Annotated in this window: 18 protein-coding genes; 14 read left to right on the forward strand and 4 right to left on the reverse strand. The window is 70.8% G+C overall.

Features of this window, described 5'->3' with window-relative positions; all coding sequences use genetic code 11:
- From RT051_RS05770 to RT051_RS05790, 5 genes are all read left to right on the forward strand, one after another.
- The coding region (locus RT051_RS05770) for a cbb3-type cytochrome c oxidase subunit I (protein WP_313073502.1) at positions 1-463 on the forward strand (463 nt) is incomplete at its 5' end.
- A gap of 14 nt (positions 464-477) precedes the next feature.
- A complete protein-coding gene (locus RT051_RS05775) occupies positions 478-606 on the forward strand; it encodes a cytochrome oxidase small assembly protein (RefSeq protein ID WP_409520553.1) in 129 nt (42 codons plus the stop codon).
- A 14-nt stretch (positions 607-620) separates the two neighbouring features.
- On the forward strand, positions 621-1,241 hold the full coding sequence (locus tag RT051_RS05780; protein ID WP_313073505.1) for a cytochrome c oxidase assembly protein: 621 nt from the start codon (positions 621-623) through the stop codon (positions 1,239-1,241).
- On the forward strand, positions 1,238-1,462 hold the full coding sequence (locus RT051_RS05785) for a DUF2970 domain-containing protein (protein ID WP_313073508.1): 225 nt from the start codon (positions 1,238-1,240) through the stop codon (positions 1,460-1,462). Before RT051_RS05780 ends, RT051_RS05785 begins: the two co-directional genes overlap by 4 nt.
- A 73-nt stretch (positions 1,463-1,535) precedes the next feature.
- The gene (locus RT051_RS05790; RefSeq protein WP_313073511.1) at positions 1,536-2,417 is read left to right on the forward strand and encodes a cytochrome c oxidase subunit 3; all 882 of its coding nucleotides are present in this window, start codon (positions 1,536-1,538) and stop codon (positions 2,415-2,417) included.
- A 119-nt stretch (positions 2,418-2,536) separates the two neighbouring features.
- Here the strand turns inward: RT051_RS05790 and RT051_RS05795 are convergent, their stop codons facing one another.
- Complete coding sequence (locus RT051_RS05795) at positions 2,537-2,767, reverse strand: twin transmembrane helix small protein (RefSeq protein ID WP_313073513.1); 231 nt, start codon at positions 2,765-2,767, stop codon at positions 2,537-2,539.
- Between the two features lie 95 nt (positions 2,768-2,862).
- Between RT051_RS05795 and RT051_RS05800 the strand changes: the two genes are divergently transcribed.
- The 5 genes from RT051_RS05800 to RT051_RS05820 are packed head-to-tail and all read left to right on the forward strand — an operon-like array spanning position 2,863 to position 7,019.
- Positions 2,863-3,636 (forward strand): SURF1 family protein, encoded by a 774-nt coding sequence (locus RT051_RS05800; RefSeq protein WP_313073516.1) that lies wholly within the window; start codon positions 2,863-2,865, stop codon positions 3,634-3,636.
- Positions 3,590-4,312: a hypothetical protein gene (locus RT051_RS05805; RefSeq protein ID WP_313073519.1), complete on the forward strand. Its 723-nt coding sequence runs from the start codon at positions 3,590-3,592 to the stop codon at positions 4,310-4,312. Before RT051_RS05800 ends, RT051_RS05805 begins: the two co-directional genes overlap by 47 nt.
- Positions 4,309-5,490, forward strand: a complete 1,182-nt coding sequence (locus RT051_RS05810; RefSeq protein ID WP_313073636.1) for a COX15/CtaA family protein — start codon at positions 4,309-4,311, stop codon at positions 5,488-5,490. Before RT051_RS05805 ends, RT051_RS05810 begins: the two co-directional genes overlap by 4 nt.
- On the forward strand, positions 5,487-6,395 hold the full coding sequence (gene cyoE, locus RT051_RS05815) for a heme o synthase (protein WP_313073522.1): 909 nt from the start codon (positions 5,487-5,489) through the stop codon (positions 6,393-6,395). The genes RT051_RS05810 and cyoE overlap by 4 nt, the downstream gene beginning before the upstream one ends.
- 57 nt (positions 6,396-6,452) lie before the next feature.
- Positions 6,453-7,019: an SCO family protein gene (locus RT051_RS05820; protein WP_313073524.1), complete on the forward strand. Its 567-nt coding sequence runs from the start codon at positions 6,453-6,455 to the stop codon at positions 7,017-7,019.
- Positions 7,020-7,056: 37 nt separating this feature from the next.
- Here the strand turns inward: RT051_RS05820 and RT051_RS05825 are convergent, their stop codons facing one another.
- Complete coding sequence (locus RT051_RS05825; protein WP_313073527.1) at positions 7,057-8,076, reverse strand: tripartite tricarboxylate transporter substrate binding protein; 1,020 nt, start codon at positions 8,074-8,076, stop codon at positions 7,057-7,059.
- A gap of 111 nt (positions 8,077-8,187) precedes the next feature.
- On the reverse strand, positions 8,188-9,126 hold the full coding sequence (gene rpoH / locus RT051_RS05830; RefSeq protein WP_313073530.1) for an RNA polymerase sigma factor RpoH: 939 nt from the start codon (positions 9,124-9,126) through the stop codon (positions 8,188-8,190).
- A gap of 121 nt (positions 9,127-9,247) precedes the next feature.
- Between rpoH and cutA the strand changes: the two genes are divergently transcribed.
- Positions 9,248-9,583 carry a divalent cation tolerance protein CutA gene (gene cutA, locus RT051_RS05835; protein WP_313073533.1) on the forward strand — a complete coding sequence of 112 codons (336 nt, stop codon included), beginning with the start codon at positions 9,248-9,250 and terminating at the stop codon, positions 9,581-9,583.
- A 9-nt stretch (positions 9,584-9,592) separates the two neighbouring features.
- Here cutA and ftsY read toward each other — a convergent pair whose 3' ends face one another.
- Entirely contained in the window at positions 9,593-10,762 is a 1,170-nt protein-coding gene (gene ftsY / locus RT051_RS05840) for a signal recognition particle-docking protein FtsY (protein WP_313073537.1), read from the reverse strand.
- A gap of 29 nt (positions 10,763-10,791) precedes the next feature.
- On the opposite strand from ftsY, the gene RT051_RS05845 reads away from it, so the two are divergent.
- From RT051_RS05845 to rsmD, 3 genes are read left to right on the forward strand one after another with little or no spacing between them, the layout of a single operon-like run.
- Positions 10,792-12,264: a pitrilysin family protein gene (locus tag RT051_RS05845; RefSeq protein WP_313073540.1), complete on the forward strand. Its 1,473-nt coding sequence runs from the start codon at positions 10,792-10,794 to the stop codon at positions 12,262-12,264.
- A 44-nt stretch (positions 12,265-12,308) separates the two neighbouring features.
- Positions 12,309-13,685: a pitrilysin family protein gene (locus RT051_RS05850; protein WP_313073543.1), complete on the forward strand. Its 1,377-nt coding sequence runs from the start codon at positions 12,309-12,311 to the stop codon at positions 13,683-13,685.
- The gene (rsmD, locus tag RT051_RS05855) at positions 13,682-14,308 is read left to right on the forward strand and encodes a 16S rRNA (guanine(966)-N(2))-methyltransferase RsmD (RefSeq protein WP_313073546.1); all 627 of its coding nucleotides are present in this window, start codon (positions 13,682-13,684) and stop codon (positions 14,306-14,308) included. The genes RT051_RS05850 and rsmD overlap by 4 nt, the downstream gene beginning before the upstream one ends.
- Positions 14,309-14,343 lie beyond the last annotated feature (35 nt).

Raw genomic sequence — 14,343 nt, forward strand, 5'->3', positions numbered from 1 at the left:
CTACTACGTCGTGGCCCACTTCCACTACGTGCTGGTGGCCGGCTCGCTGTTCGCCCTGTTTGCGGGCTACTACTACTGGAGCCCGAAGTGGACCGGCGTCATGTACAGCGAGACGCGCGGACGCATCCACTTCTGGGGTTCGATGATCACCTTCAACATCACCTTCTTCCCCATGCACTTCCTGGGGCTGGCGGGCATGCCGCGCCGCTACGCCGACTACCCCATGCAGTTTGCCGACTTCAACATGATCGCCTCGCTCGGCGCCTTCGGCTTCGGCCTGATGCAGGTGTATTTCTTCCTGTTCGTGGTCGTGCCCGCCATGCGCGGACGCGGCGCGCCTGCGCCCCAGCGCCCCTGGGAAGCAGCCGAGGGGCTGGAGTGGGAGGTGCCCTCGCCCGCGCCCTTCCACACCTATGAAGTGCCGCCCAGGCTCGACGCCACCGCCACGCGCGTGATCGGCTAATGCCAGGCCCCGCCATGGAGCGCTCCGCCATGCCCCTGCCCGAAGACAAGAGAAAGGCCAACCTGCGCCTGGCGCTGATCCTCGCCTCGCTGGCGCTGATCTTCTTTGCCGGCTTCGTGCTGCGCATGGTCTGGCTGGGCTGAGGAAAGGGGCAGCCATGGGCCTGAAGCACGAGAACCTGCGCATGGTCGGCAAGCTGGCCGTCATCACGCTGGGCATGTTCGCCTTCGGCTACTCGCTCATCCCCATCTACAAGCGCATCTGCGAGGCGACGGGCATCAACATCCTGACCCTGTCCGAGCGCCTGGTGCCGGGCAACGGCACGGCCGGGCCGCTGGCCCGGGTGCCGGTCAACACGCAGGTGGACACCAGCCGCACCATCACCGTGGAGTTCGACGCCAACGCGCGCGGCCCCTGGGAGTTCAAGCCCGCGCAGCGCTCCATCCAGGTGCACCCGGGCGAGCTGGCCACCGTGATGTACGAGTTCCAGAACGTGCAGAACCGGCGCATGGCGGCGCAGGCCATCCCGAGCTATGCGCCGCGCCAGGCCGCGCCGCACTTCACCAAGCTCGAATGCTTCTGCTTCAGCCAGTACACGCTGGAGCCGGGCGAGAAGAAAGAGTGGCCGGTGGCCTTCGTGATCGACCCGCGCCTGTCCAAGGACGTGACCACCATCACCCTGTCCTATACCTTCTTCGAGGTCGGCGGCAAGACGCCGGCCGCGCCGCAGTCGGCGGCTGCCGCCCCGGTGGCTCCTGCCGCGGAGGCCGGGACGTGAACGGCCCTCGGCGCCCCGGCGGGTCCGGCCCGTCGCCGCGCCGCGCCTCGCTGGCGCGCTCGGTGCGGGCGGTGGCCTGGTCGCTGATCGGGCTGCGCGCGGGCAAGGAGTACCGCCAGGATCTGCAGAGCATCCAGCCGCTGCACGTGATCCTGATCGGGCTGCTTGCGCTGTTCGGTTTCGTGCTGCTGCTGATTGCAGTGGTCAAGTGGGTCGCCTGACGGGCCGCACGGACCCCGCAGCGGCAGCGCACAAGGCGAGAGACACGCAGAACTTCGAGAACCAGGAGCTGACATGAGTGCAACCACCCCAGGCGCCACGCCCTATTACTACGTCCCGGCGGAGTCGCGCCACCCGGTGCTTGCCGCCATCGGCCTGTTCTTCGTGATCCTGGGCGCCAGCCAGTGGATCAACGGTCATCAGTGGGGCAAGTGGTCCTTCTGGTTCGGCATCGCCTGGTGGCTGTTCGTGCTGTTCCAGTGGTTCCGGGAAGCCGCGCGCGAGAGCGAGCAGGGCCTGTACGGGCACCGGATCGACCTGTCCTACCGCTGGAGCATGAGCTGGTTCATCTTCTCGGAGGTGATGTTCTTCGGCGCCTTCTTCACCGCCCTGTGGTGGGCCCGTGCGCACTCGGTGCCGGCGCTGGGCAGCCTGGACAACAGCATCCTCTGGCCCGGCTTCAAGGCCGTGTGGCCCAGCCTGGCGGCCGGCGCCACCGCCTCGCCCGCGGGCACCGTCGAGCCCTTCCAGACCGTCGGGCCCTTCTGGCTGCCGACCATCAACACCGCGCTGCTGCTGACCTCGGGCGTGACGCTCACCATCGCCCACCACGCGCTGCGCTCCGGCCAGCGTGCCCGCACCATCGCCTTCATGTGGGTCACGGTGCTGCTGGGCATCACCTTCCTGTTCGTGCAGGGCTACGAGTACTACCACCTCTACACCGAGCTGAACCTGAAGATGAACTCGGGCGTGTTCGGCTCGACCTTCTTCCTGCTCACGGGTTTCCACGGCTTCCACGTCTTCGTCGGCATGCTGATGCTGTTGTTCATCACGCTGCGGCTGCAAAGCGGCCACTTCACGGCCGAGCGCCACTTCGGCTTCGAAGGCGCGGCCTGGTACTGGCACTTCGTGGACGTGGTGTGGCTGGGGCTGTACATCCTGGTCTACTGGATGTGACCGGCCGGCAGGCATCGCCCGAAAGCAAAAAAGCGCCGCGAGGCGCTTTTTCCACCGATGAAATATCAAAAATGAGAGCTGTAGGTCAAGCTTTGGCGCGGGTTTCAAAGGGTTTTTGCCTAAGGCGAGGAGGGCAGTCCGGTCGGCTGGATCCAGCCGAGCTTCCATGCCGCCAGCACGCACAGGAACAGCACCACCGACAGGCCCACGCGCAGCGCCAGTGCCCAGGCCATGCGCGCGCCGCGCCGCCGGTCGTCGGCGGCGTCGCGGCTGCCGCGCATCATAAAGAACAGCGCCGACGCCAGGCTGGCGAGGATGGCGAGAAAGGCCAGGGCGACGAGGATTTTCATGGCGGCTGGGGCAGCGTGGGGCGGATGCAGGCGCGGCCTGCGAAAAGGCGCCCGGCCGGCCGCGCCGGGCGGGGCGCCGCAGGGGCGAACGCCGGATGACGGGCCATTATCCGGCCAACACCGCGCGCGTGCGCTGGCGCTTCTGGATCGTCACGGTCGCTGCCGTGGCGGCGCTGGTGCTGACCGCGTCGCTGGGCCGCTGGCAGCTCGGGCGCGCAGCTGACAAGCAGGCTCTCCAGGCGGCCATCGAGGAGCGCGCCGCCCGGGCGCCAGCCACGGGCGACGAACTGCTGCGCGCCGCCCGCGCCGGGGGCGATCTGCAGCAGCTCCTGCACCGGCGCGTGCAGCTGCGCGGGCAGTGGGCGCCCGAAGCCACGGTCTTCCTGGACAACCGCCAGATGCACGGCCGGCCCGGCTTCCACGTGCTCACCCCGCTCCTGCTGGCCGGCGCACCGCCGGCAGCCGTGCTGGTGCAGCGGGGCTGGGTGCCGCGCGACTTTCGCGACCGCACGCGCCTGCCCGATGTGCCCACGCCCGCCGGCGAGGTGCTGGTGCAGGGCCGCATGGCTGCCGGGCCTGCGCGGCTCTATGAATTTGCCCCGGCCGCTGGCGAGCAGGGCGATTCGCGCATCCGGCAGAATCTGGACGTCGCCGCCTTTGCCGAGCAGACGGGCCTGCCCCTGCTGGCGCTGTCGGTGCTGCAGACTGGCGCCGCGGCCGATGGGCTGCAGCGCGACTGGCCTGCGGCCGACAATGGCGTGGACAAGCACTACGGCTACGCGTTTCAATGGTTCGGGCTGTGCGCCCTGGTGGCAATCCTCTATGTCTGGTTCCAAATCCTGCGGCCCCTGCGCGCCCGCCAGTCCTGAGCCCCTGGGCCTGACCGTGCACGACCTGCCGGCCACGGGTGAGGCGCTGGCCGCCGTCGAGCGCTCGCGTCGTGGCCGATGGCAGATGCTCGGGTTGCTGCTGGTCTGCGCGGCGCCGGTCATCGCCTCCTACTTCACCTACTACGTGGTGCGGCCCGAGGGGCGGCGCAACTTCGGCGAGCTGATCGAGCCCCAGCGCGCCATGCCTGCGCTGGCCGCAAGCGCCCCCGATGGCAGCGCCCCCCGTGCCCTCGCCGAGCTGCAGGGCCAGTGGCTGCTGCTCAGCGCCTCGGGCGGCGCCTGCGACGCGCAGTGCCGCTCCAACCTGTATCTGCAGCGCCAGCTGCGCGAGAGCATGGGGCGCGAGAAGGACCGCGTGGACTGGGTCTGGCTGATCACCGACGACGCGCCCCTGCCCCAGGACATCGCGCCGGCCCTGGCCCAGGCCACCGTCCTGCGCGTCGATGGCGACCAGCTCGCCCGCTGGCTGGCGCCGGCCGATGGGCACGGTCTGGACGAGCACGTGTACGTGGTCGATCCCATGGGCCACTGGATGATGCGCTTTCCGGCCCGGCTCGACCGCGAGGGCGCGGCCCAGGCCAAGCGCGACCTGGACCGGCTACTGCGCGCTTCCGCCTCATGGGACCAGCCTGGCCGTGGCGGGGAGGGGCGCTGATGCAGGCCCAGCCCCTGTATGACCTGGCCCCGGTGCTGGAGCTGATGGCGCTGGGCCTGGCGCTGGCACTGCTGCCCCTGGCCTGGGTCTGGCGCAGGAGCCGGGGCCGCCCGCACGCCGCGCGGCTGCAGGCGCTTGCCGTGCTGACGCTGTTCCTGACCTTCGACCTGGTGCTGTTTGGCGCCTTCACGCGGCTGACCGATTCCGGCCTGGGCTGCCCCGACTGGCCCGGCTGCTATGGCAGCGCCAGCCCCCTGGGTGCGCGCGCCGAGATCGCCGCTGCCCAGCAGGCCCTGCCCAGCGGCCCGGTCACGCACGGCAAGGCCTGGGTGGAGATGGTGCACCGCTACCTGGCCACCGGCGTGGGCGTGCTGATCATTGCGCTCACCGTGCTGGTCTGGCGCGGGCAGCGGCGCTGGCGCCACGCCGCGGTGGGCGCGGCCGGGGGCGCGCCGCCGCTCAGCCCCTGGTGGGCCACGGCGACGCTCGTCTGGGTCTGCCTGCAGGGCGCGTTCGGCGCGCTCACCGTAACCATGCGGCTGTTTCCGGCCATCGTCACGCTGCACCTGCTCGGCGGGCTGGTGCTGCTGGCCCTGCTGTGCGTGCAGGCGGTGCGCCAGGGCGGGGCCGCCGCCGAGCCCGTGGCGCCGGGCCTGCGCCGGGGTCTGGCGGCAGTGCTGTTGCTGGTGGTGCTGCAGGTGCTGCTGGGCGGCTGGGTCAGCACCAATTACGCGGTGCTGGCCTGCACCACCTTCCCGCAGTGCCAGGGCAGCTGGTGGCCGCCCATGGCCTTTGCCGAAGGCTTCCAGCTGTGGCGGCCGCTGGGCGTGCTCAAGGATGGCAGCCACATCAGCTTTGCCGCGCTCACCGCCATTCATTACACCCATCGCCTGGCCGCCTACGTCGTGCTGCCGGCCCTCGTCTGGCTGGTCTGGCGGCTGTGGCGCCTGCCGCGGCTGCATGCGCAGGCGCGCTGGCTGGCGGGGCTGGCGCTGCTGCAGCTGGCCACGGGCCTGTCCAACGTCGTCCTGGGCTGGCCGCTGCCGGCGGCGGTGCTGCACACCGGAGGCGCCGCCGCATTGGTCGTGGTGCTGGTCTGGGCGCTGGCGGCCAGCCGCCCCGCCGTCCAGCCAGTTCTGGCGGCGCGGCCGCCCGCAGGCAAGGAGGCCCTGGCATGAGCGCCGCCCCCACCGCAACCACCGCACCCATGCTGCCGCCCCGGCTGGCGCAGTTCTACGCCCTGACCAAGCCGCGCGTGGTGCAGCTCATCGTCTTTTGTGCCTTCATCGGCATGGTGCTGGCCGTGCCGGGCCTGCCCAGTGCGCTGCAATGGGGCCACATGGCGCTGGCCAGCGTCGGCATCTGGCTGGTGGCGGGCGCCGCCGCGGCCTTCAACTGCCTGGTCGAGCGCGGCATCGACGCGCGCATGAAGCGCACCGCCTGGCGGCCCACGGCGCGCGGCGAGCTCTCGGGCACGCAGGCGCTGGCGTTCTCGGCGCTGCTGTGCGCGGCCGGCTCGGCGCTGCTCTACTGCTTCGTCAACCCGCTGACCATGTGGCTCACCTTTGCCACCTTCGTCGGCTATGCGGTCATCTACACCGTCATTCTCAAGCCGCTTACGCCGCAGAACATCGTGATCGGCGGTGCCTCCGGAGCCATGCCACCGGTGCTGGGCTGGGCGGCCATGACGGGCGAGGTGGGCCCCGAGGCGCTGATCCTGTTCCTCATCATCTTCCTGTGGACGCCGCCGCATTTCTGGGCCCTGGCGCTGTACCGGGTGGAGGACTACCGCAAGTCCGGCCTGCCCATGCTGCCGGTGACGCACGGCAACGAGTTCACCCGCCTGCAGGTGTTTCTCTACACGCTGATTCTGCTCGCCGGCTGTCTGATGCCTTTCATCTACGGCATGAGCTCGTGGATCTACCTGGTCGCCGCGGTGCTGCTCAGCCTGGGGTTCTGTGCCTACGGCTTCCTGCTGTGGCGCCATTATTCGGACCAGCTGGCGCGCAAGACCTTCCGCTTCTCGCTCATCCACCTGAGCGTGCTGTTCGCCGCCCTGCTGGTGGACCATTACGTTCTTTGACGCAGGACCATGAAACGTCGTTTTGCTCTTGAAAAAATAGCTAAAAATCTATTGCTGATGCCGGCTGCAGCCGTTTTTCTCTCTGCTTGTTCGCGCGGTGGCGCGCAGTTCCAGGGGGTGGATGTCACCGGCGCCGACTACGCGCGCGACCTGCCCCTGACTGACCAGGACGGACAGGCGCACAGCTTGAAGGACTTCCGCGGCAAGGTGGTGGTGGTCTTCTTCGGCTACACGCAGTGCCCGGACGTGTGCCCCACGGCGCTCAGCGAGCTGGCCGAGGTCAAGAGCGCCCTCGGGACGGACGGCGAGCGCCTGCAGGGCGTCTTCGTGACGGTGGACCCCGAGCGTGACACGCCCGAGGTGCTCAAGGCCTACATGGCCAACTTCGACCCGTCCTTCGTCGCCCTGCGCGGCACGCCCGAGCAGCTTGCCGCGGTGGCGCGTGACTTCAAGATCTACTACAAGCGCGTGGACGGCAGCACACCGACGAGCTACACCATGGACCACTCGGCCGGCAACTACGTCTACGACACGACCGGGCGCCTGCGCGTGTACCACCGCTATGGCAGCGGCGCGCCGGCCCTGCTGGCCGACGTGCGCGCGCTGCTGGCCGAGGGCGCCTGACGCAAAGCGGCCGGGCGGGGCGCGCGCCCCGCGCCGCTCACTGCGCGCTGATCTTCTGCTCGCGGATCACCCGGGCCATGGCCGCGGTGTCCGCCTGCATGCGGTTGGCCAGGCCCTCGGCCGACGAGCCTACCGCCTGCCAGCCCTGCTGGAACAGCTTGTCGCGCACCTCGGGGCTGCGCGCGATCTCGCCGATCACCGCCGACAGGCGCGCGCGCACCGGCGCCGGCATGCTGACCGGAGCGGCAAAGGCGTTCCAGATTTCCAGCTGGAAGTCGCGCACGCCGGCCTCGGCCAGGCTGGGCACCTCGGGCGCCAGCGTGCTGCGCCCGGCCGAGGTCACGCCGATGCGCTTGAGCTTGCCCGCACGCTCCTGCGACAGGGCCAGCGCCGGCGGCAGCAGCGCCATCTGCAGCTGGCCGCCGCCCATGGCAGTGGCCACCTGCGGGTAGCCGGGGTAGGGCACGTGCAGCGGGTCGATGCCCGTGCGCGCCTTGAGCAGCTCCGTGCCCAGGTGGCCCACGGTGCCCACGCCGGGCGTGCCATAGCTCCAGCGGTCACCGGCAGCGCGCGCGGCGTCGAGGAAGGCGCGGGCATCGCCCGTGGCAGGCACGTCCTTCTGTCCCACGGGCACCGTGAGCACCAGCGGCGAGACGCCGATCAGCGACAGTGGCGCCAGGTCGCGCGCCGGGTCGTAGGTGACCTGCGGGTTGAGCAACCTGGCAATGGTCAGGTTGCCGTTGATGAACAGGCCGATGGTGTGACCGTCGGTGGCCTTAGCTACGGTGTCGGCGCCGATATTGCCGCCCGCGCCAACCTTGTTCTCCACGATGACGGGCTGGCCCAGCGCCCTGGACAGGGGCTCGGAGAAGGTGCGCGCCGTCAGGTCAGGCGAGGAGCCGGGCGGAAAGCCCACGATGATGCGCAGGCTCTTGGCGGGCCAGCCGGGTGTGGCGGGGGCGGCCGCGCCCTGGGCGGCCGCGGTGGCGCCGGCACCGGCCAGGCCGAGTGCGGCGCAGGCGAGCAGGGCGCGTCGAAGGGAGGAGGGGCTGGGCATGGTGGGTCGGTCTCCTGAAAGCCGCGGGCTGGGCCGCGGACGAAAAAAAGCGCGCGGCCCATCGAGGCCGCGCGCCGGATTATCCGTCCGCCCCAGGGACGGGCGAAGGGATCAGGCGTACTCGCTCAGCGCCTTGCGCATTTTCTTCATGGCTGCCGTCTCGATCTGGCGGATGCGCTCGGCGCTCACGCCGTACTCGGACGCCAGCTCGTGCAGCGTCATGCCGCCCGAGCCATCGTCGTTCACCCGCAGCCATCGCTCCTCCACGATGCGCCGGCTGCGCGCGTCCAGCGCCTCCAGCGCCTGGGCGATGCCATCGGTGGCCAGCACGTCGCGCTGGCGCGACTCGATCATGGCCGTGGGCTCGTGTCCCGGATCGGCCAGGTAGGCGATGGGGCCGAAGGCCTGCTCGCCGTCATCGCTGGGCGCCGGGTCGAGCAGCACGTCGCCGCCCGACAGGCGGGTTTCCATCTCGATCACGTCCTCGCGCCGCACGTTGAGCTGTTCGGCCATCTGGGCGATCTCGCGCTCGGACAGCGTGTCGCGATGCGTGTCCGCGCCCTCGGAGCCGGCCTTGAAACCCTGCTTCATCGAGCGCAGGTTGAAGAACAGCTTGCGCTGTGCCTTGGTGGTGGCCACCTTGACCATGCGCCAGTTCTTCAGGATGTACTCGTGGATCTCGGCCTTGATCCAGTGCATGGCATAGCTCACCAGGCGCACGCCCTGGTCGGGGTCGAAACGCTTGACGGCCTTCATCAGGCCGACGTTGCCTTCCTGGATCAGGTCGCCATGCGGCAGGCCGTAGCCCAGGTACTGGCGCGAGATCGAGACGACCAGGCGCAGGTGCGACAGCACCAGCCGGCCAGCGGCCTCGACGTTGCCGTCGCTCTGCAGCTGGCGGGCGTAGCGCTGCTCCTCCTCGTACGTAAGCAGGGGCAGGCGATTGACCGCCGTGATGTAGGCGTCCAGATTGCCCAGCGGCGGCACGACGGCCCAGGCGCTGGCGGGCGCCAGCGTGTTGGCCGCGGAAGGGGCAGTCTGAAGAGCCATGGCAGATGTCCTTTCGTGTAACTTGTCAATCATATTAGCACTCGCTTGGATGGAGTGCTAAGGCCATAAGTTCCTGCTATCGCGTAGGAGGCAGTCGCGCAGGGACGACACAATCGCGACCATGACCAGCAACCACAGCCCTGGCGGCATTGCCGTCGTCACCACCACCGTGGCCAGTGCCGAGGAGGCGCGCCGCCTGGCTGCCGGAGCCGTCGGCGCAGGCTTGGCCGCGTGCGTGCAGGTCGAGCAGATCGCCTCGCACTACCAGTGGCATGGCAGCGCCTGCGATGAAACAGAGTGGCGCCTGTCGTGCAAGACGCTGCCCGCCACCGCGCCGCGCCTGCGCGTCTGGCTGCGCGCGCAGCACCCCTACGAGGTGCCGCAGCTGCTCACCCACGAGGTGCAGGCCGAGGGCGACTACGCGCAGTGGGTGGCGCAGCAGGTGGACAGGCTCTGAGCGCCCGGTTCAGGCCAGCAGGGCCTGCGCGAATTCGCGGGCGTTGAAGGTTTCCAGGTCCTCCACGCGCTCGCCCACACCAATGAAATAGACGGGAACGGGCCGCTCCTGAGCGATGGCGGCCAGCACGCCGCCCTTGGCCGTGCCGTCCAGCTTGGTGACGATCAGGCCGGTGAGCTGGAGCGCATCGTCAAAGGCGCGCACCTGGGCCAGGGCGTTCTGGCCGGTGTTGCCGTCGATGACCAGCAGCACCTCGTGCGGCGCGCTGGCCTCGGCCTTGGTGATGACGCGGCGGATCTTGGCCAGCTCCTGCATCAGATGCAGCTGCGTGGGCAGGCGCCCGGCCGTGTCCACCAGCACCACGTCGCGCCCGCGGGCACGACCGGCCGTCACCGCGTCGAAGCTCACCGCCGCCGGGTCGCCGCCTTCCTGGCTGATGATCTCCACCGTGTTACGCGTGGCCCAGACGCCCAGTTGCTCGCGCGCGGCGGCGCGGAAGGTGTCGGCCGCGGCCAGCAGCACGCTCTGGCCGTGGTCGGCCAAGTGGCGCGTGAGCTTGCCGATGGAAGTCGTCTTGCCCGCGCCGTTCACGCCGGCCACCATGATCACGGTGGGGCTGTGCTCGCCGATCACCAGCGGCTTTTCCAGCGGGCGCAGCAGGTCGGCCAGCGCGTCGGCCAGCAGGCCCTTGACGGCGGCGGGCTCGGTGGCCTTGCTTTCCTTGACGCGGCGCCTCAGGTCGTCGAGCAGGTGCTGCGTGGCCTTGACGCCGGCATCGGCCATCAGCAGCGCGTCCTCCAGTTCCTCGTAGAGCGCCTCGTCGATCCGGGTGCCGGTGAAGACCGTGGCGATGCTGGTGCCGGTCTTGTGCAGGCCGCTGCGCAGACGTTCCATCCAGCCCTGGCGCCCGGCCGCGTCGGAGCGGGGCTTCTGCACCGGCTCGGCCACCACCGGGGCCGGCGTGCCGCCCCCGAAGGAACGGCGCAGCCAGGCCATGGCGCCCGGCGCGTCCGCGGGTGCGCTGGCCGAAGGGGCAGTCAGGTCAGGTGCGGGAGGTGAGGCGGGTGCGGCCGGCGCCTCAGGCACGGGAGCTGCCGGTGCTGGAGCCGGTGCCGCGGCGGGCGTCGGTGCCTGCGCCGGGTTCTCGGGGGTGGTTTTTTTCTTGAAAAAGCTGAACATTGGCAGGTTCTTAGAATCGCATCCATTCTATGAAACGCGCCATTGCCCTTCTCGTCCTGCTGGCCGGCTCGCATGTCCTGGCCCAGTCCGTTCCTTCCGCCCCCACCAGGCCCGCACCGACTGCCGCGCCCGCGGCCGCCAAGGCCACGGGCGCGCAGCAGTTCACGCTGGCCAACGGCATGCAGCTCATTGTCCAGCCCGACCGACGCGCGCCCACGGCGGTGCACATGGTCTGGCTGCGCGTGGGCGCCATGGACGAGGTGGACGGCACCTCGGGCGTGGCGCACGTGCTCGAACACATGATGTTCAAGGGCTCCCGGGACGTGCCGCCGGGCGAGTTCTCGCGCCGCGTCGCTGCCCTGGGCGGGCAGGAGAACGCCTTCACCAGCCGCGACTACACCGGCTACTACCAGCAGATCCCGGCCAGCCGGCTGGCCGACGTGATGCGCCTGGAGGCCGATCGCTTCGCACACAACCAGTGGCCCGACGAGGAGTTCACGCGCGAGATCGAGGTCGTCAAGGAAGAGCGGCGCATGCGCACCGACGACCAGCCGCGCGCCTCGCTCATCGAGCAGCTGTTCGCCAGCACCTTCATCGCCTCGCCCTACCGCCGCCCGGTGGTCGGCTGGATGAGCGACCTGGATGCCATGACGCCTGACGACGTGCGCCAGTTCCACACCCGCTGGTACGTGCCGGCCAACGCCGTGGTGGTGGTGGCCGGTGACGTCGAGCCGGCCGAAGTGCTGACGCTGGCCCAGCAGACCTATGGCCGCATCGCCGCGCGGCCGGTGCCCGCGCGCAAGCCGCGCGAGGAGCCCGAGCAGCGGGGCCTGCGGCGCATCGCCTTCAAGGCGCCGGCCGACCAGGCCTATGTGGCGCTGGCGTTCCGCGTGCCGGGCCTGGCGCGCGTGAGCGAACTGACGGCCACCGACCGCGATGCGCTGGCGCTGCTGGCACTGTCGGCGGTGCTCAGCGGCTACGACGGCGCGCGGCTGCAGCGCGCACTCACGCAGGGGGCCGACCGTGTGGCCGACAACGCTGGCAGCGACGCCTCGGTGATCGGGCGCGGGCCGTCCCTGTTTTTGCTCACCGGGGTGCCGGCCGCCGGCAAGCGCGCCGAGGACGTGGAATCGGCCCTGCGCGCCGAGATCGCCCGCGTCGCGCGCGAGGGCGTGAGCGCGGCCGAGCTGTCGCGCGTGACCACGCAGTGGGCGGCAGCCACCATCTATGCCCGCGATTCCCTGCAGGCCCAGGCCAGCGACCTGGGCAGCAACTGGGTCCAGGGCCTGCCGCTGGACGCCGACGAGCGCCTGCTGCGCCTCTTGCGCGGCGTTACGCCGGCCGAGGTGCAGTCGGTGGCGGCGCGCTGGTTCGGCGACGACCAGCTCACCGTGGCCACGCTGCTGCCGCTGCCGCAGCCGCAGCCGCAGCCGCTGGCGCCGCGCGCCGCACCTGCTGCCGCGCCCGCCGAAGGCGCGCCGGCCAGCGGACGCCTGCACTGACGGCCCGGCCGTCCCGACCTCGCGCAAGGACAGAAAGCCACCCCATGCCTCTCTCGAAGATATTCAAAAAGATAGCTGCACATGCCCTGCTGGTGCCGCTCATCGCCCTTTTTCATGCCCAATCGGCGTGGGCGTTGCTGCCCATCGAGCACTGGACCGAAAGCAATGGCGCGCGTGTCTGGCTAGTGCGCAGCCCGGCCATTCCCATGGTGGATGTGCAGGTGGACTTCGACGCCGGCACGCGCCGTGACCCGGCGGCTCAGGCCGGCCTGGCCAGCACCGTCGCCCTGATGAGCAGCAAGGGCGTGCGCGCTGGCGCGCAGGGCGAGGCCGCCATGGACGAGAACGACTTGGGCGAGGCCTGGGCCGACCTGGGCGCGGGCTTCGACGCCGGGGCCGAGCGCGACGGCCTGGCGTTCTCGCTGCGCTCGCTGACCGAGCCCGACCTGCTGGCGCGCGCCGCGCAGCTGGCCGCGCGCCAGCTCGGCGAGCCCAGTTTCAGCGCCACCGTGTGGCAGCGCGAGCGCGCGCGCTGGCAGGCTGCCATCCGCGAGGCCGACACGCGCCCGGGCACGGTGGCGGTCAAGGCCTTCAACAAGGCCGTGTTCGGCGGCCACCCGTATGGGCAATTCGCCACGGCGGAAACCCTGGAGCGCATCGGCGTGGACGACCTGCGTGCCTTCCATGCCCGCTACCTGCAGGCCTGCCGGGCACGCGTGGCCATCGTGGGCGCGGTGGACCGCGAACAGGCGCGGGCGCTGGTGGGCACCCTGCTGTCGCGCCTGCCCGTGCCCGAGCCGGCAAGCTGCGCGCCCCTGCCCGAAGTGGCCGAGGTGGCGCCGCTGGCGCGCGCCGGGCAGATCGACATCCCGTTCGCCTCGGCCCAGGCCCATGTGCTGATCGGCCAGCCCGGCTTCGTGCGGCGCGACCCGGATTTCCTGGCGCTGCTGGTGGGCAACCACATCCTGGGCGGGGGCGGCTTCACCTCGCGCCTGACCAACGAGGTGCGGGAAAAGCGCGGCCTGAGCTACAGCGTGCACAGCCAGTTCGCGCCCGGCCTGCAGGCCGGGGCTTTCGCCGTGGGCCTGCAGACGCGCCCCGACCAGGCCGCCGAGGCCCTGGCCGTCACGCGCGAGGCGCTGGCGCGCTTCGTCGCCGAGGGCCCGACCGAGGCCGAGCTGCGCGCCGCCAAGGACAACCTCGTGGGCGGCTTCGCCCTGCGTATCGACAGCAACCGCAAGCTGCTGGGCAACGTGGTCAACATCGCCTGGAACGACCTGCCGCTGGACTACCTGGAACACTGGACCGACCGGGTCGAGGCGCTCAGCGTGGCCGACATCCGCGCCGCCATGCAGCGCAAGCTGCAACCCGAACGCATGGTGACGGTGGTGGTGGGCAGCCGGCCGGGCAGCAAGCCATGAGCCGCGCGAACGAACACAAGCGCACCGCTGGCCCCGCCAGGGCCCGCACCGCCGCGCCCCAGGCACCGGGCGAAGTGCGCATCATTGGCGGGCAATGGAAGCGCACCCGCCTGCCCGTGCCCGACCGTCCGGGCCTGCGCCCCACGCCGGACCGCGTGCGCGAGACGCTTTTCAACTGGCTGGGGCAGGACCTGTCCGGCTGGCGCTGTCTGGACGCCTTCGCCGGCACCGGCGCGCTGGGGCTGGAGGCCGCCTCGCGCGGCGCGGCCAACGTCCAGCTAGTCGAGCAGGACCCCGGCCTGGCCGCGCAGCTGCGCCGCCACGCCGAGCGGCTGGGCGCCAGCGGCGTGCAGGTGCGGCGCGGTGACGGCCTGCAGGCGCTGCGCGAGGCGGCCGGAACCAGCCTGGATCTGGTGCTGCTCGATCCGCCCTATGGCCAGGAGGCACTGTTCCTGCCCGCGCTGCAGGCCGCCGCCCGTGCGCTGGCCGGGGCGGGGCTCGTCTACCTGGAAGCGTCCCGCGCCTGGAAGGACGCGGAGCTAGCAGGCACGGGCCTCATGCTGCACCGGCACCTGAAGGCAGGGGCCGTGCATGCGCACCTGCTGCGAGCGGGCACTGCCTGACCATCAGGCTACCTTTTTCATAGCTGCATCTGCTT

It is taken from the genome of Melaminivora sp. (genome assembly GCF_032059615.1).
GTDB lineage: Bacteria > Pseudomonadota > Gammaproteobacteria > Burkholderiales > Burkholderiaceae_C > Melaminivora.

What these genes read in the sequence shown, in the direction of transcription:
- RT051_RS05795 (WP_313073513.1), bottom strand. Translation starts at nt 2,767, where the DNA reads ATGAAAATCCTCGTCGCCCTGGCCTTTCTCGCCATCCTCGCCAGCCTG.
- cutA (WP_313073533.1), top strand. Translation starts at nt 9,248, where the DNA reads ATGACCAGCAACCACAGCCCTGGCGGCATTGCCGTCGTCACCACCACC.
- RT051_RS05850 (WP_313073543.1), top strand. Translation starts at nt 12,309, where the DNA reads ATGCCTCTCTCGAAGATATTCAAAAAGATAGCTGCACATGCCCTGCTG.
- RT051_RS05790 (WP_313073511.1), top strand. Translation starts at nt 1,536, where the DNA reads ATGAGTGCAACCACCCCAGGCGCCACGCCCTATTACTACGTCCCGGCG.
- RT051_RS05820 (WP_313073524.1), top strand. Translation starts at nt 6,453, where the DNA reads ATGCCGGCTGCAGCCGTTTTTCTCTCTGCTTGTTCGCGCGGTGGCGCG.
- RT051_RS05845 (WP_313073540.1), top strand. Translation starts at nt 10,792, where the DNA reads ATGAAACGCGCCATTGCCCTTCTCGTCCTGCTGGCCGGCTCGCATGTC.
- RT051_RS05775 (WP_409520553.1), top strand. Translation starts at nt 478, where the DNA reads ATGGAGCGCTCCGCCATGCCCCTGCCCGAAGACAAGAGAAAGGCCAAC.
- rsmD (WP_313073546.1), top strand. Translation starts at nt 13,682, where the DNA reads ATGAGCCGCGCGAACGAACACAAGCGCACCGCTGGCCCCGCCAGGGCC.
- RT051_RS05780 (WP_313073505.1), top strand. Translation starts at nt 621, where the DNA reads ATGGGCCTGAAGCACGAGAACCTGCGCATGGTCGGCAAGCTGGCCGTC.
- RT051_RS05825 (WP_313073527.1), bottom strand. Translation starts at nt 8,076, where the DNA reads ATGCCCAGCCCCTCCTCCCTTCGACGCGCCCTGCTCGCCTGCGCCGCA.
- cyoE (WP_313073522.1), top strand. Translation starts at nt 5,487, where the DNA reads ATGAGCGCCGCCCCCACCGCAACCACCGCACCCATGCTGCCGCCCCGG.
- RT051_RS05805 (WP_313073519.1), top strand. Translation starts at nt 3,590, where the DNA reads ATGTCTGGTTCCAAATCCTGCGGCCCCTGCGCGCCCGCCAGTCCTGAG.
- rpoH (WP_313073530.1), bottom strand. Translation starts at nt 9,126, where the DNA reads ATGGCTCTTCAGACTGCCCCTTCCGCGGCCAACACGCTGGCGCCCGCC.
- ftsY (WP_313073537.1), bottom strand. Translation starts at nt 10,762, where the DNA reads ATGTTCAGCTTTTTCAAGAAAAAAACCACCCCCGAGAACCCGGCGCAG.
- RT051_RS05800 (WP_313073516.1), top strand. Translation starts at nt 2,863, where the DNA reads ATGACGGGCCATTATCCGGCCAACACCGCGCGCGTGCGCTGGCGCTTC.